Source organism: Agrobacterium sp. Ap1 (assembly GCF_017313375.1).
Classification (GTDB): domain Bacteria; phylum Pseudomonadota; class Alphaproteobacteria; order Rhizobiales; family Rhizobiaceae; genus Neorhizobium; species Neorhizobium cellulosilyticum.
Map to the genome: position 1 here is coordinate 617096 of NZ_JAFLMY010000001.1, position 22931 is coordinate 640026.

General features: G+C 61.0%; 9 protein-coding genes. All 9 read left to right on the forward strand.

Annotated features, from left to right (window positions below; genetic code table 11):
• The first annotated feature begins 278 nt into the window (after positions 1–278).
• The 9 genes from JZX87_RS02910 (at position 279) to JZX87_RS02950 (ending at position 22854) form a co-directional block, all read left to right on the forward strand.
• Positions 279–8468 (forward strand): Ig-like domain-containing protein, encoded by an 8190-nt coding sequence (locus JZX87_RS02910; RefSeq protein WP_206823701.1) that lies wholly within the window; start codon positions 279–281, stop codon positions 8466–8468.
• A gap of 18 nt (positions 8469–8486) precedes the next feature.
• Positions 8487–10748, forward strand: a complete 2262-nt coding sequence (locus JZX87_RS02915; protein ID WP_286194055.1) for a type I secretion system permease/ATPase — start codon at positions 8487–8489, stop codon at positions 10746–10748.
• Between the two features lie 2 nt (positions 10749–10750).
• Positions 10751–11947, forward strand: coding sequence for a beta-barrel domain-containing protein (locus JZX87_RS02920; protein WP_286194056.1), 1197 nt, complete (start codon positions 10751–10753; stop codon positions 11945–11947).
• Positions 11948–11976: 29 nt separating this feature from the next.
• Positions 11977–13677, forward strand: a complete 1701-nt coding sequence (locus JZX87_RS02925; protein ID WP_206823703.1) for a poly(glycerol-phosphate) alpha-glucosyltransferase — start codon at positions 11977–11979, stop codon at positions 13675–13677.
• Positions 13678–13829: 152 nt separating this feature from the next.
• The gene (locus JZX87_RS02930; protein WP_206823704.1) at positions 13830–15308 is read left to right on the forward strand and encodes an amidase; all 1479 of its coding nucleotides are present in this window, start codon (positions 13830–13832) and stop codon (positions 15306–15308) included.
• Positions 15309–15633: 325 nt separating this feature from the next.
• Positions 15634–17208 carry a Re/Si-specific NAD(P)(+) transhydrogenase subunit alpha gene (locus tag JZX87_RS02935; RefSeq protein WP_206823710.1) on the forward strand — a complete coding sequence of 525 codons (1575 nt, stop codon included), beginning with the start codon at positions 15634–15636 and terminating at the stop codon, positions 17206–17208.
• Positions 17209–17228: 20 nt separating this feature from the next.
• On the forward strand, positions 17229–18674 hold the full coding sequence (locus JZX87_RS02940; RefSeq protein WP_206823711.1) for an NAD(P)(+) transhydrogenase (Re/Si-specific) subunit beta: 1446 nt from the start codon (positions 17229–17231) through the stop codon (positions 18672–18674).
• Positions 18675–19048: 374 nt separating this feature from the next.
• A complete protein-coding gene (locus tag JZX87_RS02945) occupies positions 19049–20869 on the forward strand; it encodes a sensor histidine kinase (protein ID WP_206823714.1) in 1821 nt (606 codons plus the stop codon).
• A gap of 173 nt (positions 20870–21042) precedes the next feature.
• Positions 21043–22854, forward strand: coding sequence for a carbon starvation CstA family protein (locus tag JZX87_RS02950; RefSeq protein ID WP_206823716.1), 1812 nt, complete (start codon positions 21043–21045; stop codon positions 22852–22854).
• Positions 22855–22931 lie beyond the last annotated feature (77 nt).

Sequence of the window (22931 nt, forward strand, 5' to 3'; positions counted from 1 at the left end):
AGATGATGCGCCCCCAAGCGCTGTCCGTCGCGTCACGGCACAGCCTCGCTTCATTTCAGGTCGCCCGTTTACCCTTCCTTAAGCCACAAAGACAAACATAAGCGATATCTAATTGAAGATTGCATGAATTACAGCAACTTCATTCTGGTGTGCTGCTAACGACATCCAACGAGCCGCGTCGGCCTGAACGGTGACGAGGAACGGGAGAACTCGCCTAGAAGGCGGGGGGCGGCGCACTGGAAAGGGCATGATGCCCGGCACCTCACAGGGAGAGTCAGATGGTCGCTGTAATACTGGATAAGGCAAGTGGGCAAACAACCACTGTAAACGACAACGATATCGTCCTTTCCAAGCCAAGCACAGTCAAACTCTCCTTATCTCCCGATCAGATCACGGCCACCACACGCTCCGGCAACGATCTTATCATCGACGTCCGCAATGGAGCCGATATCCGTATCGAGAATTTCTATACTGGCGACGGCGCCGAACGTAGCGAACTCGTGCTCGAAGATTCCGCCGGCAATGTCTGGCAGGGCGAATATACCGACGAACTCGCCAATTTCGAGTTTGTCGAAGGTGCCCCGATCGACCAGCTGGCGGGTGCAGCGGCCGGTGCTGGCGGCGGCGGGGCTTCGGTGCTTGGCCTTGCAGCAGCACTCGGGCTCGGAGCTGCAGCAATTGGCGTCGGCGCCAGCTCTGGCGGCGGGAACTCCGATGATAGCGATTCCGACGCAGATTCGGATGCGGATGCCGACGCGGATGCAGATGCAGATGCTGACGCCGATGCCGATGCGGATGCGGATGCGGATGCCGACTCGGACTCCGATTCAGATACCGAGGCACCAGAACCTCCGACCAATCTTTCCGTCAACGATGCCGGCACGACCCTGACCGGTCGCGGGGAACCGGGGGCGGAAGTCACCGTGACGAATGCGGCCGGTGTTGTGGTCGGCACCGGCATCGTCGGCGCAAACGGCTCGTTCAGCATCACTCTTGATCCCGCCCAGATCGATGGCGGCGAGTTGAGCGTCGTGCTGGAAGATGCGAGCGGAAACGTCTCCGATCCCGGAACCGCATTGTCCCCGGATTTGATTGCACCCGACGCGCCGACCAACCTTGCGATAGGCGACGGTGGCACAGTTTTGACAGGCAGGGGAGAGCCGGGAGCGACCGTAACGGTCCGAGATGACAATGGCGTAACCGTTGGCACCGGAACCGTGGGAGCGAACGGCACTTTCACGATAGACCTCGACCCGACACAGGACAATGGAGGCGAGCTTGAGGTTTTTCTCAAGGATGCAGCCGGCAATGTCTCGGAACCCGGCACGGTCGATGTCGACGATATCCAGGCACCGCCACCGCCGACCAATCTCGGTGTAAATGACGACGGCACGGTGCTCTCCGGGCGCGGCGAACCGGGCGCGACGGTGACCGTGACCAACGCGGCCGGTGAAGACGTCGGCACCGGCACGGTCGCCGCCGACGGCACATTTGCAATCGACCTCGATCCGGCCCAGTTCGATGGCGGCGAGTTGGAAGTCGTGTTGACCGATGTCTCAGGCAATGCGTCCACCCCGGGCACGGTGCTTGCGCCGGATCCCGACGCACCCCCTGCCCCGACGGATCTGGATGTAAACGCCTCGGGGACAGTTATGACCGGTGACGGACAGGCGGGGGCTCAGATCAGGGTTACCAATGCCGCTGGCCAGGTCGTCGGCACTGCGATCGTTACGAATGACGGGACCTTCTCAGTCACGCTTGCGCCCGCCCAGATCGACGGCGGCGAGCTGCGTGTGGTCCAGAGTGACGCCAACGGCACGTCGCAGCCCGGCCTAACGTCGGCTCCCGACCTGATCGACCCGGCGGCCCCCACCAATCTGGATGTAAACGACGCAGGCACTACGCTCACCGGCCGCGGCGAACCCGGAACGACGGTCACCGTCACCAATGCAGCAGGCGACGAGATCGGCACTGCGACGGTGCGCCCGAATGGCACGTTCACCGTCACGCTTGCCCCGGCACAGACAGATGGTGGCACGCTCGAAGTCACACTGACGGATACGGCCGGCAACACATCCCTGCCGGGAACGACCGACGCACCGGATCTGGCCGGCCCTTCCGCCCCGAGCAATTTGAGTATCAACGATGACGGCACGGTGCTGACGGGACGCGGAGAGCCGGGTGCGAAGATAACTGTGACGGATGCGGATGGTGTCGTGGTCGGCACTGTAACTGTCGGCGCGACCGGCAATTTCAGTATTCCGCTTAACCCCGCCCAGACAGACGGCCGCGACCTGCAGGTCGTTGCCGAAGACACTTCAGGAAATGACTCCGCGCCAGCTATCATAGCCTCCCCGGATCTTGTCGCACCCGACGCACCGACATCTCTCGACGTCAATGACGCCGGAACAATCCTCACCGGCCGTGGCGAGCCGGGAGCGACGGTGACAGTTCGCGATGCAAGCGGCGTGATCGTTGGAACCGGCACGGTTGCCGGCAACGGCAGCTTTACGATAAATCTTGATCCCACCCAGAATAATGGTGGCGAACTGAAAGTCGTGCAGCAGGATGCCGCAGGCAACGTCTCGGATTCAGCAACGGTAGCGCTGGAGGATGACCAATCCCCTGCATCACCCGCCAATCTGGCAGTGAGCGACAGCGGACTGGTGCTGACAGGCCGAGGCGAGCCAGGAACCAAGGTGACGGTGACCAATGCGGCTGGCGATGTGATTGGCGAAGATACCGTCGACCCGGACGGCACGTTCAGTGTCGATCTCGATCCGGCCCAGCTGGACGGCGGCGAGCTGGATGTCGTTTTGACGGATGCGGCAGGAAACGCTTCCGCGCCCGGCACCGTGCAGGCACCGGATCCCGATGCACCGCCAGCACCGACGGACGTGGACATAAATGGTACCGGCACGATACTCACCGGCGAGGGGCAACCCGGTGCAACGGTGAGGGTTACCAACGCAGTTGGCACGACGATCGGCACCGGAACCGTTCAGGGGGATGGCAGTTTCTCCATTACCCTCACCCCCGCACAGATCGATGGCGGGGAAGTGAGAGTGACGCAGACGGATGCCAACGGCACCTCGCAGCCTGCGCTGACGCTTTCCCCCGATCTGATCGATCCCGCGGCCGCGACAAACCTTGCTGTCAACGACGCCGGAACCACGCTGACCGGCCGCGGTGAACCTGGCACGACCGTCACCGTAACCAACGCGGCCGGGCAGGAAGTAGGCACCGGAACGGTGAACGGCAACGGCACATTCACCATCACGCTCGCCCCGGCACAGACCGATGGCGGCGATCTGACCGTCATTCTCGAAGATGGCGGTGAAAACCTGTCACCACCAGCAACGGTGACCACTCCCGACCTCGTTGCTCCGGAGGCACCGACCGGTGTGACAGTCAGCGGCGATGGAAGCCAGCTTTCCGGTCAAGGTGAAGCGGGAGCGACAGTAACCGTGAGAGATGCCAATGGAATTATCATCGGCACAGGCGCGGCGGGCAGCGATGGCAGCTTCACCATCGACCTAACCCCCACCCAGGACAATGGCGGTCTGGTAACGGTTGTGCAGCAGGATGCTGCCGGCAATACGTCGCCGATAGTGACGGCAACCTCGCCGGATACGACCGGACCGGATCCCGCCTCGGACCTCGACGTCAATGCCGCCGGTACAGTCATAACCGGCCGCGGAGAACCGGGCGCTACCGTTACCATCACCAACCAGGCCGGAGATCCGGTTGGAACAGGCACGGTCGGGCCGAATGGCACATTCAGTATCGGGCTGACCCCGCCGCAAACGGATGGCGGCAATCTTGAGGTCATACTGACGGATGCTCAGGGCAACACGTCCGACCCGAGCCTTGCACCATCACCCGATCTCGTTGGCCCCGATGCGCCGACCGGCATTACTGTCGGCAATGGCGGCACGACACTGACGGGCCAGGGCGAAGCCGGCGCCACCGTCACAGTTACCAATGAAGCCGGAGATGTGGTCGGTACGGGCATAGTCGGGCCAACAGGCGCGATAAGCATCCCACTCAATCCTGCACAATCGGATGGCGGGGACCTGACTGTGGTCCTGACCGACGGCGACGGAAATGCATCGGATCCCGTCACCGTGACCGCACCGGACATCACCGAACCAGACCAGCCCGGAAATCTCGCCGTGAATGGCGCAGGTACGGTCCTGACCGGTTCAGGTGAAATCGGCACGACGGTAACGGTAACCAACGCAGCCGGCGATACGGTCGGCACCGGCACGATCGGTCCTGATGGAACGTTCACGATCGGTCTCAGCCCCGCCCAGATCGATGGCGGAGACCTGACCGTGGTCCTGACTGACGGAAGCGGTAACATCTCCGATCCGGGTACCGTCCCGACCACCGATGCGACGCCGCCTGCGGCACCGAGCGGCCTCAACGTCGAGGCAGGCGGTACGGTCCTGAACGGCACCGGCGAACCCGGCGCCACCGTGATCGTCACCAATGCCGCCGGCCAGCAGGTCGGCTCGGCAGAGGTCGGCACGGACGGTTCCTTCAGCGTGCCCCTCAGCCCGGCGCAGATCGACGGCGGCAATCTGCAGGTCGTCCTGACCGATGATGAAGGCAATTCATCGGCCCCGGGCGTCATCGCCTCCGTCGATGAGACACCACCCGCCTTGCCGACCAATCTCAGCGTCAGCGCGGACGGAACACAGATCACCGGCCGCGGCGAGGTCGGATCGACAGTGACGGTGACCAACGGAACGAATGAGTGGACTGGTACGGTCGGTGCCAACGGCACCTTCTCCATTCCGCTTTCACCGGCGCAGAATGACGGTTCCGGACTTGAGGTCACGCTGACGGATGGTTTCAACAACGAGACCGATCCCGTCCCCGTCGCCACACCGGACCTGACGCCCCCCGGCGCCCCGACCGGACTGGAGGCAAGCCCCGACAGAACCGAGCTTTTCGGCGAGGGTGAGCCCGGCGCCATAGTCAGGGTGACCGATGCAGAAGGCATTGTCGTCGGGAGCGGCGTTGTGGGGAGCGGTGGTACGTTCCTGATCGACCTCGCCCCACCCCAGACCGACGCGGGCGAATTGAACGTCACCTTGACCGACGATGCCGGAAACACATCGCCCACGACGACCCTGCCGATCACCGACATTCAGCCTCCTGCGCCCGCGACCGAACTGGTTGTCAGCGACAACGGACTGACCTTGACGGGTGTTGGCGAGCCGAACACCGAAGTGACCGTCCGGAATGCCGGCGGCACAATCATCGGCACCGGCACAGTCGATCCGGACGGAACATTCAGCGTTCCGCTTGCACCTGCTCAGATCAATGGTGAAGCCCTGCAGGTGGTTCTTGAAGATACCGCCGGCAACATATCGGATCCCGCAGCCGTACAGGCCCCCGATCCCGATGCACCACCCGCGCCGACCGGACTGGCTGTCGATGCTCTCGGAGAGACCCTTACGGGTTCCGGCCTAACTGGTACGACTGTCACGGTCCGCAACGCTGCAGGCGAGATCGTCGGCACGGGTACGGTCGTCGGCGGTACATTCAGTGTCGACCTCGACCCACCCCAGACAGATGGCGGCAATCTGCAGGTCACCTTGACCGGCACCGGAGGCATCTCTCAACCGGGGACCGTCCTCACGCCTGATCTCGATGCGCCGGAGACCCCGACCAATCTCAACGTCAACGCCACCGGCACGATCGTCAGCGGCAAGGGCGAGCCGGGTGCAGCGGTAACCATCAGAGATGCGGATGATAACATTGTCGGAACCGGCACTGTCGGTACCAACGGCAATTTCTCCGTCACCCTGACCTCACCGCAGACCGACGGTGGATCACTCGGCGTCGTCCTGACCGACACTGCCGGCAATGACTCCGATCCGGGCACGGCCACAACGCCGGACCTCACACCGCCCGACGCACCGACCAATCTGGTCGTCACTCCAAACGGTGCCCAACTCACGGGTAATGGTGAAGTGGGTGCGGCCGTCACCGTGACAACGGCAGAAGGCGTTGTCGTCGGCACCGGCACCGTTGGCGCAGGCGGCACGTTCACGATTACGCTCAACCCGCCCCAGGCGGACGGTGCCGAACTGGATGTCGTTCTGAGGGATGCCGCCGGCAATGTCTCTGTCCCCGGAACCGCTTCGACGACGGACACGACAGCGCCGGATGCTCCAACCAACCTTGTTCTCGACGATGATGGCATCGTGCTGACGGGTGAAGGCGAACCCGGCGCGGATATCTCGGTCACCAATGCCGCCGGTACTGTCGTCGGCACGGGAACAGTCGATCCGGACGGCACTTTCAGCATTACGCTCAACCCGGCTCAGGCCGATGGTGGTGACCTGAACGTCACCCTGACCGACGATGCCGGCAACGAGTCCGATCCGGGCACCGTCGCTTCGCCGGACCTGACTGGACCCGAACCACCGACCAGCCTCGTCGTCAACAGTTCGGGCACGCTGATCGGCGGTGGCGGTGAACCGGGCTCCACCGTGACAGTCACCAATGCCGCAGGCCAGGTCGTCGGCACCGGCACGGTCGCACCGGACGGCACGTTCAGCATCGGCCTTTCACCCTCGCAGGTGAATGGCGGTGAACTTGATGTCGTATTGACGGATAGCGCCGGAAACCCGTCCGACGTGGCCTCGGTCAATTCTCCGGACCTGCTTGCGCCGCCTGCTCCGACCAATGTCGATGTCAACGGCACCGGCACCATTCTGACCGGCAATGGCGAAGCCGGGGCAGCGGTTCGGGTTACCAATGCCGATGGTATCGTCGTCGGGACCGGAACCGTGCTCCCGGGCGGTACATTCAGCATAACGCTTAACCCGACACAGGCCGATGGCCGAGACCTGACTGTGGTTCTGACCGACACGGCCGGAAACGTGTCACCGTCGGTCGTCACCGACACACCAGACCTGCTCCCCCCTGACCCGCCGGAAGATCTGGCTGTCAGCTCGGCCGGCAACGAGTTGACCGGCACCGGCGAACCGGGCGCCACCATCACGGTTACCGGCACCGGCGGTGCGGTTATCGGCACAGGAACGGTCGCCGCCAACGGCACGTTCAGCGTTGGCCTCTCGCCCGCGCAGGTAAACGGCCAGGAACTCGAGGTCGTGCAACGGGATACGGCAGGCAATCTCTCCGGTTCGGCCACGACCACAGCCCCCGGCGTGGATTTCGCACTGACCAACGCGGCCGACACCGCCATTCTCGACCAGACGATCACCCGCCAGAACGAAGCAGCGCCATCCACGGCCAGTTCCACTGTCACGGCGCTGCTTTCGCTTACCCTCACCAGCCTGCTGAACGTAAACCTGGGTTCGGCCACTAACCCGGTCGTCAACTTCAATCTCTCGGGCAGCACAAATTCGGTGGATCTCGATCTGCGGATCGGCGGGCTCGTCAATGTCGGTGTGCTCAGCAACTATTCGGTGATCATTGAGCGCTGGAACGGTACCGCATGGGTGCGGGGTGCCTATGGCACTGACGATGTCAATAATGGCATTCTGCAGTTGAACCTGCTTGGGGCGCCCACCGGCGAGATCACCCTGACCGACCTCGATGCCGGTCAGTATCGCGCCACGCTCGTCCCCAATCCCGGCATCACGCTCGGCATTGGAACGCTCCGCGAAATCTCCGTTACCGCAACCGATCAGGTCGAGAATGTCCAGATCACCGTGGGAGAAAGGGCGGACGGTAACTTCATCGACGCCGCGGCCACCGGCAATACGGATGATCTTCGCATCGGTGAGGTCGAGTTCAACGGCGTGACCCATGCTCTGGTCAACGGTACGGTGACGGTGGAAGGGGCGTTCGGTACTCTCGTGTTCAGCGCCGACGGCAGTTATATCTACACCCCTCACACCAATGCCACGGCCGGCGGAACCGATAACTTCACCGTTGTCGTCGTCGATCCCGTGACCGGAAACGAACTGTCTTCCGATCTCACCATCGATGTCGAGGTTCAGGATACCAGCGCCATTACCATGGCATCTGCATCGGCATCGGCATCGGCATCGGATGACATGACGGGCTTCGCCCTTGCCGACGATGGCAGCGGCGGTGATGTGGCTGACAGCCCCGACACCAACGCCAGAATGGCGGCGGACGGCGACACCTCATCCGATAGCTCCGATGCGCAAGATACCGATCCGTCCACCGCCGATGAGCCGCAGCCGGTCGAAGCATCCCTGAATACGGATGATGGCCTGAGCCTGCTTGTTCAGGGCGGCGAGGAAGTCGATCTGAGTGCGCTCGACAGCCTGACCGGCGACACCTCGGTCTCCGTCGATACAGGCGACGGTTCGGGCGTCGACGTGTCGGCCAATGTCGATCTATCGAATACAGTCGATGCTGTTCTGGATCTGGTGGAGACCCCACCGCTCGATCCGTTCGAACCGCTGAGCCAGGACGATGATCTTGCGACACCAAGGCTGCCGGTGGTCTAGCGCGGAGGAGATGAGCTGATGGATGCCAGACAGGCTCCTTCCGAAAGGATGCAGGCAACGACAGGGGAAAGGGCAGCTGCCCTTCCCCCACCTAACCCCGAAACGAATGATCAGAAAAAGACCGAGGCAAATGCAGCCTCGCTGAGCCATGCAAAGGATTGGATCGAGATCATGGGGCTGCTGGCGCAGCACTATGGCATCGCCCATTCCAAATTTGCCACGAACTACATCTCAATCATGCAGGAGACAGCGCCCCCCGTTCATCGGATAGGCAAGCTGGCACGGCGTTTCGGTCTCGATGCAAAGCCGGTCGAGCCGCTGGCCAAAGGCATTACGGCTCGCCGGCTGCCAATGCTGATCGAACTCAGCTACGGCGATATCGGGCTGATAACCGAGATCAACCGGGACGAGGTGAAAATCACCTTTGCCGGCGATAACGGTCACTGGACCTGGATCCCGCTTTCCGAGATCGATGGCCACATCACCCATCTTCTGATCGCCCGCGATGCGCGGAACCGACCCGACGAGCGCATTGATGCCTATATCGCGCCCGACACGCATGGCTGGTTCCGCAAGCTCGCGCTCAGCGATCTTCGCCCCTACAGCTACGTTCTCCTGGCATCCTTCGTCGCCAATGCCCTCTCGGTCGCCGGCGTCATCTTCTCCATGCAGGTCTATGACCGGGTCGTGCCCGCTAATTCCATGAGCACGCTCGTCGTCCTGTTCATCGGCGTCGGCGTAGCGGTCGTCTTCGACTTCATCATGCGCAAGGTCAGGACGGCCATTATAGACATCGTCGGCAAGCGCGCGGATATCCGCATCTCCGATCTCGTTTTCGGCCATGCGCTGCGGGTGAAAAACCAGAACCGGCCCAAGGCGACCGGCACCTTCATCGCCCAGTTACGGGAACTCGAACAGGTCCGCGAAATGCTGACCTCGACGACGGTCTCCGCCATCGCCGACCTGCCCTTCTTTCTCCTCTTCCTCGGTCTGTTCGCCTATATCGGCGGCTGGCTTGCCGTCATTCCGGCGGCAGCGCTGCTCATCATGGTTGCCCCCGGCCTTCTGGCGCAGGGCAAGCTGAAGCGGAATGCCAGCCTCGCCATGCGTGAATCCTCGCTGCGTAATGCCATGCTGGTCGAATCCATCCAGGGTATCGAGGATATCAAGGCGTTGCAGGCCGAAAGCGTGTTCCAGCAGAAATGGAACACGTTCAATTCCGCAAGCGCCGAGGCGCAGGTGAAACTTCGCTCCATCACCAGCACGCTGACAAGCTGGGGCCATGGCGTCCAGACCAGCGTCTTTGCTGTCATCGTCTTCTGCGGCGCCCCTATGGTGATGGCGGGCGACCTGAGCACCGGTTCGCTTGTCGCCTGCTCCATTTTAGGCTCGCGCATGATGGCGCCGATGGCGCAGCTGACCCAGGTTCTCGGCCGCCTGCAGCATGCCAAGATCGGCCTGTCGAGCCTCAACACGATCATGAAGATGGCGGTCGACCATCCGCCGGCGGAAGCGAGGCTTTCGGTCGGTTCGCTGCTCGGCGAATATCGTTTCCGCGGCGCCGTCTATTATTACGGCGAACCGGCTGGCCGGCCGGCGCTGTCACTTGCGGATTTCTCGACCAAGGCCGGTGACACGATCGCCCTTCTCGGCAAGAACGGCGCGGGAAAATCCACCCTGCTGCAGGCGCTTTCCGGCCAGCTGCAGCCCCATACCGGCGAGGCGTTGATCGACACGCTTGCGATCGACCAGATCGACCCGTCCGACCTGCGCCGGGAAGTCGGCCTGATCACCCAGAATTCCCGCCTGTTCCATGGCTCGATCCGCGAAAACGTGCTGATGGGCGCCCAGAACGCCTCACAACAGGCGATGCTGGAGGCGCTGCAGATGACCAGCGCAGATGAGTTCATCCGCATGCTTCCGAAGGGCATCGATCACCTGATCGACGAAGGTGGGCGCGGTCTTTCCGGCGGCCAGCAGCAGGCCCTGCTTCTGTCGCGGCTGCTGATCCGCAACCCGTCTGTCGTGCTGCTCGACGAACCGACGGCATCCATGGATGAGGCTACCGAAAAGCTGTTCATCCAGCGTTTCTCCGCCTGGGCGAAAAACAAGACGGTGATTATCGCCACCCACCGGATGCGTGTGCTGGATCTGGTCGAGCGCGTTGTCGCGCTAGACGGTGGCCGCATCGTGCTCGATGCCGATAAGGAAGAAGCCCTGCGGGTCCTCAAAGGCGAAAAGCCGGCCCAGCAGTTGCGCAGCGTCAAGGGAGCGAACTAGCCATGGCCATGTCCTTTCCCCGTATCGTAGACGAGAGCTGGCAATATGGCGGCGAGGACGAGGTGCGCCTGTCCGGGGCAAAGACCGTCATCAAGGTCATGGCCCTCCTTATCGTCGTCGTTCTCATATGGGCGCACTTCGCCATTCTCGACGAGGTCTCGACCGGTGACGGCAAGGTCGTGCCGATCAGCAAGGAACAGGTCATCCAGTCGCTGGAAGGCGGTATCGTCTCGAAGCTGATGGTGCAGGAAAACCAGGTCGTCGAACGCGGGCAGTTGATTGCCCAGTTCGATCCGACGATCACCGAATCCGGCGTCGGAGAATCCGCTGCCACATACCGGGCCGCGTTGGCGAGTTCGGCCAGGCTGACGGCGGAAGTCAACCAGACCCCCCTCACCTTTCCGGATGAACTGACCGGTTATCCCGAGCTGGTCGCTTCGGAGACCAGGCTCTATGAAGCCCGCCAGCATAACCTGAAAGAGACGCTGCAATGGATCGATGAATCACTCGCCCTCTCCCGTCAGGAGCTTGCGGTCAATGAAGACCTGTCGAAGATGGGGGCGGCCAGCAGTGTCGAGATCATCCGCCTGAAGCGCGAACGGGCGGAACTGGAACTCAAGAAGGTCGAGACCAGCACCCAATATGTCGTAGAAGCCCGCGAACAGCTGGCCAAGGCCAATGCCGAGGTAAGCTCGCTCATTTCCATCATCAAGGGCCGTTCGGACAGCCTCGCCCGCCTCACTCTTCGCTCACCGGTGCGCGGCATCGTCAAGAATATCGAGGTCTCCACCATCGGCGGCGTCGTGCCCCCGAACGGCAAGCTGATGGATATCATCCCGCTTGGCGACCAGCTGATGATCGAGGCACGCATCCTGCCGCGCGACATCGCCTTCATCCATCCCGATCAACGCGCCACGGTGAAGATCACCGCCTATGACTACGCCATCTATGGCGGACTCGACGGCAAGGTCGTCACCATCTCGCCCGACACGATACAGGATGAGGTAGACCCCGAGATCTATTATTACCGCGTCTTCGTGAAGACGGAAAAAGACGCGCTGGAAAATCATGCCGGCAAGATATTTCCGATCTCGCCCGGCATGGTCGCCACCGTCGATATCCATACCGGCCAGAAGAGCGTGATGGATTACCTGCTTAAACCCTTCAACAAGGCCAAAGAGGCGATGCGCGAACGCTAGGAAAACGGCGCTGGTGCAAGGAGGACTGCATGACGACGCCACCGGATATGACCCTGCTGCAGGACCATGTACGATCCGCATGCCATCCCTTGCCCGCGCCCTATCCGGCCTATGTGCTGTTCTTTTCCTGTTCCGACGGTGAGGAAAGGGCGAGCGTCAGCATTGCACGCGGTTCGTCTTTTGATCAGGCCTGGCAGACGGGCATGGAGGCCGTCCTAACCATTCAACGCCGCCAATCCGGCCGGCATCGGTGGTTGCGGGTCGATTGGCCAACCGCCCTGGAAGCCTCTACTTGGGCCGAACTCCGTGACGTGCTGAGCGACACGAAACGCAATTACTTCCGCCTCGGCATTTCACTGGACGACCGGTTCGAGATCGCCTTTCAGGAACAGGAACTGAACGCCAACGCGATGCTCTATGGCCGCAACCGCAATGTCTCAGCCGAACTGAACGAAAAGAACTTTCTTCTTTATTTCAGCTCCCGTTTCCCTGATCACCTACCGCCGGACTTTGCAGATGATCGAGTGATCTATCCTTTCGCCAGCACAGGCGCGTTTTTCGACGGAACGACGGTCTACCCGCTTCATCCCTCTGGCCTCAATGCCGGACACAGGATCATCGACAAGCTGGACGTCGGGCAGGTCACGTCACTGATCTATGACGCCTCCGAATTCCTCACCCGCCAGGTCAGCCCCGACGGCCGTTTCGTTTACGGCTATCACCCCTGCTTCGACAGGGAGATCGGCACCTACAATACGCTTCGCCATGCCAGCACCACCTATGCGATGATCGAGGCATACGAGCTGACCTGCACTCCGCTCCTGCGCGAAGCGATCAGCAACTCGATTTCCTGCCTGACACGCGATCTCATCGTCCATGCGCTTCTGCCCAACGGCAGGATCGCCGCCTTCCTTGTCGAAGCCGACAACGAGATCAAGCTCGGCGGTAATGCCGTCGCGATCCTGGCGCTTGCCAAACACGCCAGCGTCTTTAACGACGACCGTCATGACGAACTGATGGAGAGGCTTGCCTCCGGCATCTGCTTCATGCAGGACGAAAAGACCGGCGCTTTCCGCCACGTCCTGACTTTTCCCAGCCTCGAAACCCGGCAGGAATTCCGCACCATCTACTACGAAGGAGAGGCCGTCTTCGCCCTGATGCGGCTCTACGACCAGCTTCGCGACAACCGCTGGCTAAGGGCTGTCGAACTCGCCTTCGGGCATTTCATCCGCAACGATCACGCGCGCCATCACGACCACTGGCTCGCCTATTGCGCCAATGAACTGACACGGCATCGCCCCGAAGAAGACTATTACCGCTTCGCCATCGACAACATCGCCGATCATCTCGATTTTGTCGCAAACCGGATCACGACATTCCCGACGCTTCTCGAGCTGATGATGGCGACGCGGCAGGTTTTGACGCGGTTGAAAATCGACGGGCGGTTCCCGCATCTTTTGAACCGGATCGCCCCCGGCCGCTTCGAACGCGCGCTGGAAAAACGGGCGCATTACATGCTCAACGGGCATTTCTGGCCCGAGATGGCGATGTTCATGCGTAACCCCAGAAAGGTGCTCGGCTCCTTCTTCATTCGCCATCATGCCTTTCGGGTGCGCATCGACGATGTCGAACATTATCTGTCCGGATATGTCGCCTATCTACGCTACTTGAATGAGCAGGAAGCGACAGAAGACGCCCCGCACGACATCTCCGGCAGAAGCCACCTTTAGCGCGTATCCTTTTCGCGCACTGCAGCAAATTTCCTGAGACACTCCGCATCAGGCGTGATTATCTGCACCCCTGCACTACGTGCCTCGCGCCGTTCTGGCCGAGGCTTTTTCAGAATAAGATTTCGCTAGAACGAAAACATTGGGGAATGCAGATGACGATGGTGATGAGCTGGGCCGAATGGTTCGGCAAAGACGGTCTTGGCCTTGCGGAACTGGTGAGAGATGGAGAAGTCACCGCATCCGAACTCGCAACACAGGCAGCAACGGCGATCAAGGCGGTCAATCCGCAGATCTGCGGCGTGATCGAGATCTTCGAGGATGCGGTATCCGACGCCACCGTCAACGGCGCAGATCCCGAAGGTCCATTTGCAGGTCTGCCCTTCCTCCTGAAAGATCTCGGCCCGACGCTTGCCGGCCGGCTGCAAGAGCAGGGATCGCTCTACATGAAGGGCAACCGCCCGACCTCCGACACCTTCCTGACCACCAAGATGAAAGCAGCAGGCCTCAATATCATCGGCCGCACCACCACCCCGGAATTCGGCTGCTGCAGCTCGGCGGAAAATCCGGCGCTTTATGTTACCCGCAACCCCTGGAATACGGATTTCACCAGTTGCGGCTCTTCGGCCGGCTCCGCCGTCATGGTCGGCGCCGGTGTCGTGCCGCTTGCCCATGCGACAGACGGCGGGGGCTCGATCCGCATTCCGGCAGGCGTTAACGGCGGCATCGGGCTGAAATCCTCCCGCGGCACCTTTTCCATCGCTCCTGCGGCTTCAGACTTCACCTCTGTCGTCTCGACACAGGGCTGCATCACCCGGACAGTGCGCGACACAGCCGCCTTTGTCGACAATTGCCGCGGCGGCGCACCGGGCGAATTCATGCCCTACTGGTCGCCCGACGAGCCTTTCCTAAACTTGATCAAGCGCGATCCGAAACCACTGCGCATCGCGGTCTCCCACGAATGGGGACCATATAAATCGACGCCGCATATCGTCTCCGAGCTGGAGCGTGTGGCCCGTTTCCTCGAAAGCCTCGGCCATCATGTCGAATGGATCAAACCCTCGATAGACTTCGAGAAAGCCTATACGGCACAGACGGCTTGCTACATCACCAACTTTGCCCAGACGGTGAACAATCTTCTGCGCATGCGAGGCCTAGAACGACCACCCGGGGATCTCATCGAACCGATGAACATCCGCATCTGGGAACAAGGCAAGGACGCGACCTATACCGAGCGCGCCGACATGCAGCTCGCCTTCAACGAAACCGCCCGCGCCTTCGGTGAATTCTACGAGAAATGGGACATCGTGCTGACGCCGATCACTGCCCGGGAAACGCCGCCGATCGGCACGACCGAATATTTGACGATGACCGACAATCCATCGGCCCTCGACTGGTTCGCCAATCTCTGGGGCTTTTTCGCCTACACCCCGTTTAGCAATCTCTGCGGCACACCGGGTCTCAGCCTTCCGCTCGCCAAACACGTCAACGGCCTTCCGCTCGGCATGCAGATCCAGACCGGCCTTGGCCGCGATGGTCTGCTGCTGCAGCTTGCGGCCCAGATCGAACGCGCGATTGAGGGAAAGTGGAATCTTGGCGACTTGCCCAAAGTTCACGTAACCGCGTTAGCCTGATCGGCTTGCTCAACGCGAGCGCGAAATGCCTTGCCGGCGAGGTTGCGAAACGAGATTGCTCATTGAATACCGGCCAGCGACCTATCGTCGCTGGCGACAGGCCGACTGTGCCATCAAACCGCGTAATGCCGCGGCTAAACAGAAGACTAAACAAGGAATGCGGGAGAAAAAGACGACTTCCCGCAGTATTCCACTTGCGCTTACCGTACCGCCAAGTACCATCCCCGGCCTTTCCGCTCGGAAATCCTTGTCGTAACAGTTTACGGCAGGAATGCCGGTCACTTGCCGGCTTGGCCACGATGAAAACGAATTGGGGACGGGACTATTGAAGATAGGGGTTCTTAAAGAGCGCGCGGACCGCGAGGCGCGTGTGGCGATGACGCCGGACAGTGCGCTGGCCTTGCAGAAGCTTGGCTATGACTGCGTGATCGAAACCGGTGCAGGCAAGGCTGCAGGCTTTTCGGACGAAGCTTATCGCGCCGCCGGCGTGACGGTGGTCGAGACGGCTGACGCGCTGATCGAAGCCTCCGACGTGATCGCCAAGGTGCGTCCGCCGGAAATCGCTGAAGTCGACAAGCTCAGCCCGGAAAAGACACTGATCTCCTTCTTCTACCCGGCCCAGAACAAGGACCTGCTCGAACAGGCCAAGGCCAAGGGCGCAAACGTCATCGCCATGGATATGGTGCCGCGCATCTCGCGCGCCCAGAAGATGGATGCTCTCTCTTCGATGGCAAACATCGCCGGTTATCGCGCCGTCATCGAAGCCGGCAACAATTTCGGCCGCTTCTTCACCGGCCAGGTCACGGCTGCAGGCAAGGTGCCGCCGGCCAAGGTTCTGGTTATCGGTGCAGGTGTTGCAGGTCTGGCCGCCATCGGTACCGCCACCTCGCTCGGCGCCATCACCTATGCCTTCGACGTTCGCCCGGAAGTCGCCGAACAGATCGAATCCATGGGCGCTCAGTTCGTCTTCCTCGACTTCAAGGAAAGCCAGCAGGATGGCGCTGCCACCGGTGGCTACGCGGCCCCGTCCTCGCCGGAATTCCGCGAAAAACAGCTGGAAAAGTTCCGCGAACTGGCACCTGAGATCGACATCGTCATCACCACGGCGCTGATTCCGGGCCGTGACGCGCCGAAGCTCTGGACTGCCTACATGGTGGCCCTTATGAAGCCGGGTTCGGTGATCATCGACCTTGCAGCCGAACGCGGCGGCAACTGCGACCTCACCGTCGCCGATCAGAAGATCGTCTCTGACAATGGCGTCACCGTCATCGGCTACACCGATTTCCCGAGCCGCATGGCCTCCCAATCTTCGACGCTCTATTCCACCAATATCCGCCACATGATGACGGACCTGACGCCGGCCAAGGACGGTGTCGTCGTTCACAACATGGAAGACGACGTCATCCGCGGCGCGACCGTCACCAAGGATGGCGAAATTACTTATCCCCCGCCGCCGCCAAAGATCCAGGCGATTGCCGCCCAGAAGCCGAAGGAAAAGGCCAAGGAACTGACGCAGGAAGAAAAACGGGCGAAGGAAGTCGCAGCCTTCAAGGCGCAGACCAAGAACCAGGCCATCCTGCTCGGCGTCGCAACAGTGCTGCTGATGATCGTTGGCGCCTATGCGCCGGCAAGCTTCATGAGCCATTTCGTCGTCTTCGTGCTCTCCTGCTTCATCGGCTTCCAGGTCATCTGGAACGTCTCGCATTCGCTGCATACGCCGCTGATGGCCGTCACCAACGCCATTTCCGGCATCGTCATCCTGGGTGCACTGTTGCAGATCGGCTCGGGCAACTGGCTGGTCGTCGTCCTCGGCGCCCTGTCGGTTCTGGTCGCGACGATCAACATCGTCGGCGGTTTTCTCGTGACACGGCGAATGCTCGCCATGTTCCAGAAGTCTTGAGTGCGTAGGGGGTTATTATCATGACGATCGGTATCGTTTCGGCCGCCTACATCTCTGCTGCGGTTCTCTTCATCCTGTCGCTCGGCGGCCTTTCCGGCCAGGAAAGCGCCAAGCGCGCCGTCTGGTACGGCATCATCGGCATGGCGCTCGCCGTCATCGCCACCTTCTTCGGTCCGGGTGTCGCCACCAGTTTCGGTATCGGCCTGATCATTGTGATCATGGTCGCCGCCGGCGCTATCGCCGGTTACTACGTGGCAAGCCGCGTGCAGATGACGGAAATGCCGCAGCTCGTCGCAGCGCTGCATTCCTTCGTCGGCCTTGCCGCCGTGTTCATCGGCTACAATGCTCATATCGAGGCATGGCGCGTCGGTGGCCTGGACGAGGCTGCCCGCGCAACGCTCGAAGGCTTTTCCGCCATTCTCGCCCACAAGGATCCGGTCGAACTGGCCATCATGAAGGTCGAGGTCTTCCTCGGCGTCTTCATCGGTGCGGTCACCTTCACCGGTTCGGTCGTCGCCTTCGGCAAGCTGGCCGGCAAGGTCGACGGCAAGGCGAAGAAACTGCCCGGCGGCCATTTCCTCAATGCCGGCGCGGCGGGTCTCTCGCTTCTTCTGCTGCTTGCCTATTGCAACGGCGCAGGCGTCTGGACGCTGATCCTGATGACGCTTCTCGCCTTCTTCATCGGTTACCATCTCATCATGGGCATCGGCGGCGCCGATATGCCGGTCGTGGTCTCGATGCTGAACAGCTATTCCGGCTGGGCGGCTGCCGCCATCGGCTTCACGCTCGGCAACGATCTTCTGATCGTTACCGGCGCGCTGGTGGGCTCCTCGGGCGCGATCCTCTCCTACATCATGTGCAAGGCGATGAACCGCTCCTTCATCTCGGTCATCCTCGGCGGCTTCGGCGGCACGACGGGACCTGCGATGGAAATCGAGGGCGAGCAGATCGCCATCGATGCCGAAGGTGTCGCCAATGCCTTGAACGATGCTGACAGTGTCATCATCGTTCCCGGTTACGGCATGGCCGTGGCGCAGGCACAGCAGGCAGTCTCGGAACTGACCCGCAAGCTGCGCGCTGCCGGCAAGGAAGTGCGCTTCGCCATCCATCCGGTCGCAGGCCGTCTGCCGGGCCACATGAACGTGCTGCTCGCAGAAGCCAAAGTGCCTTACGACATCGTCATGGAAATGGACGAGATCAACGACGATTTTCCGAGTACCGAGGTCGTCATCGTCATCGGCTCCAACGACATCGTCAATCCGGCCGCCCAGGAAGACCCGAACTCGCCGATCGCCGGCATGCCGGTGCTCGAAGTCTGGAAGGCCAAGCAGGTCTTCGTCTCCAAGCGTGGCCAGGGCACCGGTTATTCCGGCATTGAGAACCCGCTCTTCTACAAGGAGAACACACGGATGTTCTATGGCGACGCGAAGAAATCCGTCTCCGAACTCCTGCCGATGATCAAGTAACACACGCAAAATGGGTTCGGGGTTGCGCAAGCGATCCCGGACCGAAACACCGAGAACCGGGAAGAAGCGCCAGCCCGGTATTGCGACAGGTCAATGCACGGCCCGTCAGCGGGTGACCTTGATGGCGGATCAGATCAAAACGATCCGCTTGCCGTGATGGACACATGCGCTTACGCTTGACCCCGACCGATGATACTGCCTCGACCGAAACCGACGGTTCGGCTTCGCTTGAACGTGTAAAACGTCAATGTGAAGCGCGTGGCAGCTGTTGCGCGCCGCCTTCTATTGCGGCAGTCGCGATTTATGGCATGGATCGTCTCGGTGCGGTGATCGAACGCCTCATCCGCTGGCGAAGATAGAACGAAGGACATTTCATGTTCGGCTGGACGAACCTTGTCATCGGCCTTTTGCAGCAGACCTGCGTCTATCTCGTCATCGCCTACCTGTTCAGCAAGACGCCCCTGTTTCTGCCGCTGATGCAGGTTACCGTCCGGCCATCGCGCAAGATCGCCTGCTACGTCATCTTCTCGATGTTCTGCATCATGGGCACCTATTTCGGCCTGCATATCGACGAGGCGATTGCCAATACGCGCGCGATCGGCGCCGTGCTCGGCGGCATTTTAGGCGGCCCGTTGGTCGGTCTTGCAGTCGGCCTCACCGGCGGCATGCACCGCTATTCGCTCGGCGGTTTCACAGCACTTGCCTGCGCGATTGCGACGACGGCCGAAGGCCTGATTGGCGGGCTGGTTCACAGCTATCTCATGCGCCGCAAAAGGACCGATCTCCTCTTCTGGCCTCCCCTGATCGCCGGCGTCACGCTTGTTGCCGAAATCGTCCAGATGTCGATCATCCTGATCGTCGCCAGACCCTTTGTCGATTCAGCCCATGTGGTCGAGACGATCGTTTTGCCGATGACGGTGGCAAATACCATCGGTGCCGCGATGTTCATGAACATCCTTGGCGACCGGCGCAAACTTTTCGAAACTCACTCGACGGTCTTCTCCGGCAAGGCGCTGAAGATCGCGGAACGCGCCGAAGGCGTTTTGCGCAACGGCTTTAATGCCGAAAACAGCACCAAGGTCGCCCGCATCCTTTACGAGGAAGCCAATGTCGGCGCGGTTGCGATCACCGACCGCGAAAAAATCCTCGCCTTCATCGGCATCGGCGCAGACCATCATCTGCCCGGCCGCGCCATCACGTCCGCCCAAACCATGGAAGCGATTGCCGAGAACAAGGTCATGTATGCCGATGGCGACGAGGTCAGTTATCAGTGCTCGATCCATCCGAACTGCCCGCTCGGATCGTCGCTCGTCATTCCCTTGAAAGGCGAGGACAACGCGGTAATCGGCACCATCAAGCTTTATGAACCGAAGACCAAACTATTTTCGACCTTCAACCGCTCGCTCGGCGAAGGTGTCGCGCGCCTGCTCTCTGCCCAGATTCTCGCCGGGCGCTACGAACGCCAGAAGCAGATGCTGGTCGAATCCGAGATCAAGCTCCTGCACGCTCAGGTCAATCCGCATTTTCTCTTCAACACGCTCAACACGCTATCGGCCATCATCCGGATAGATCCGGGCGAAGCGCGCAATCTCGTGCAGAACCTTTCAACCTTCTTCCGCAAGAACCTGAAGCGGACGAACGACATCGTCACGCTGTCCGACGAGATCGAACATGTGAACGCCTATCTGCAAATCGAAAAGGCACGTTTCCGCGAACATCTGCAGATCGAGATCGATGTTCCGGACGACCTGGCAGAGGTCCGTCTCCCGGCTTTTTCGCTCCAGCCTTTGGTGGAAAATGCCATCAAGCATGGCACGTCACAACTGATCGGAGAGGGCCAGATCACGATCTCGGCAAGGCCGGATGGTGATGATCTGCTGATCTCAGTGACCGACAATGCGGGCCTGTTCGTCCGCAAACCGTCCGTCGATGGCGGGCTCGGCATGAATATCGTCGACCGCCGCACCAAGGGACATTTCGGCGACGCCTATGGCATCGACGTGAAATGGGAAGCGGAAGTGTTCACCACCGTGAACCTGCGCGTGCCGATGAGTGAGCCCGTACACGACCATAGCCACCATCATGATGGCCGGCATGACCATCATCACGATCATTCACATGATGACGTTATACCCCCACGCACACCTCTTCGCGGCCGCCTGAAGGTCGCCCGCCTGTGGTCGGCGACAAAGTAACGGCCTTCAGGAAACGGTCTGCCGCGCCGCAGCCTTCAAAAGGCCAAAACCTCTCCACCGCTCAAGGTTCATTCTCCGCCGCTCGCGCCGCGATGACGCCGCTGGCCCAAACACCCACTCCCGCTTCTTACACGCGCGTGTAAGCGTGACGTCATTCTTACGGAGGACGTACCATGAGCAATGCTTTATCGATTGTCATCGGGTCGGCCTGCATCCTTGCCATCTGCTACCGCTTCTACGGTATCTTCTTTGTCCGCAAGGTGCTTGGCATCAACGACGCCGAAACCACTCCATCGCACTCGCTGGCGGATGGACGCAATTATGTACCCACCAAAAAGTGGGTGAATGCCGGCCAGCACTTTGCGGCCATCGCCGCCGCCGGCCCGCTTGTCGGGCCGGTTCTTGCCGCCCAATACGGTTATCTGCCCGGTCTGATCTGGCTTCTCGTCGGCTGCGTCATCGGTGGCGCGGTGCATGACACGGTCGTGCTTTTCGCCTCGATGAAGCACAAGGGCTCGTCGCTGTCGGAAGTCGCCAAGGCGGAACTTGGCCCGGTCGCCGGCTGGTGCACCGGTCTTGCGATGCTGTTCATCATCACCATCACCATGGCAGGCCTTTCGATGGTTGTGGTCCATGCGCTGGAACGGAACCCCTGGGGCACGTTCGCCGTCTTCATGACCATCCCGATCGCCATGATCGTCGGCCTTTATGAGAAGATGGGCGGCAACGGCAAGATAGCAACCTATGTCGGCCTTGCCGCCATTCTCGCCTCGGTCTTCGCCGGCCCCTATGTCCAGGAATCGGCACTCGGCCAGTGGTTCACCTTCCACTACGATACGCTCGGCATCATGCTGCCGATCTATGCCTTCCTCGCCAGCGCCCTGCCGGTCTGGCTGCTCCTGACCCCGCGCGGTTATCTCTCGAGCTTCCTCAAGATCGGCGTATTCGCCGCCCTTGTCGTCGGCGTTGTCATCATCAACCCTGAAATCAAGATGCCGGCCCTGACCGAATTCATCCATGGCGGCGGCCCGGTTCTGGCCGGCCCGGTATGGCCCTTCATCTCGATCACCATTGCATGTGGCGCGATCTCGGGTTTCCACGCCTTCATCGGCTCGGGCACCACGCCCAAGCTGGTTGACAAGTGGAGCGACATCCGCCCCGTCGCCTTCGGCATGATGCTGGTCGAATGCCTGGTTGCCGTGCTCGCCCTGATCGCCGCAACCGCCCTGCCGATGGCCGACTACTTCGCCATCAATGCCTCGCCGGAAGTCTTCGCCAAGCTCGGCATGACCGTTCAGGATCTGCCCCGCCTCGAACAGTCGATCGGCATGGACCTCGCCGGCCGTACCGGTGGCGCCGTGACGCTCGCCGTCGGCATGACGGAGATTTTCACCAGCATTCCCTGGTTCAAGACACTGGCTGCCTACTTCTTCCAGTTCGTCATCATGTTCGAAGCCGTCTTCATCCTGACCGCGATCGACTCGGGAACCCGTGTTGCCCGCTATCTGATCCAGGATATTCTCGGTGATCTCTGGGCTCCGATGAAGCAGATCAACTGGTTGCCCGGCTCGATCTTCGCCAGCGTCGTCGCCTGCCTTCTCTGGGGGTATCTCCTGAATTCGGGCGACATCAACTCGGTATGGGCTCTGTTCGGCGTGTCGAACCAGATGATGGCCTCGCTGGGTCTCACCATCGGCGCAACCATCATCCTGCGGCTCTCGGCCAAGCGGATCTACGTGCTGACTTGCCTCATCCCGCTCGCCTACCTGTTCGTGACAGTGAACTATGCAGGCTATTGGATGATCGCCAATGTCTATCTCAACGAAGCAGCCAAGGGCTACAACCCCATCAACGCCGTCCTTTCGATGATCATGATGGCGCTGGGTGTCATCATCCTCGTCACCGCGATCTTCAAGTGGAAGGACATGCTTCGTGTAAACAGAGCCGGTGGAACCGAGAAATATCTCGGCACACCGGCCGAATAAACGGCTCTCCAAAATTCCTCCCGAGCCGGAACCGGGCGCATGTGAGACCCACATGCGCCCGGTTCGAATTTTTTGGG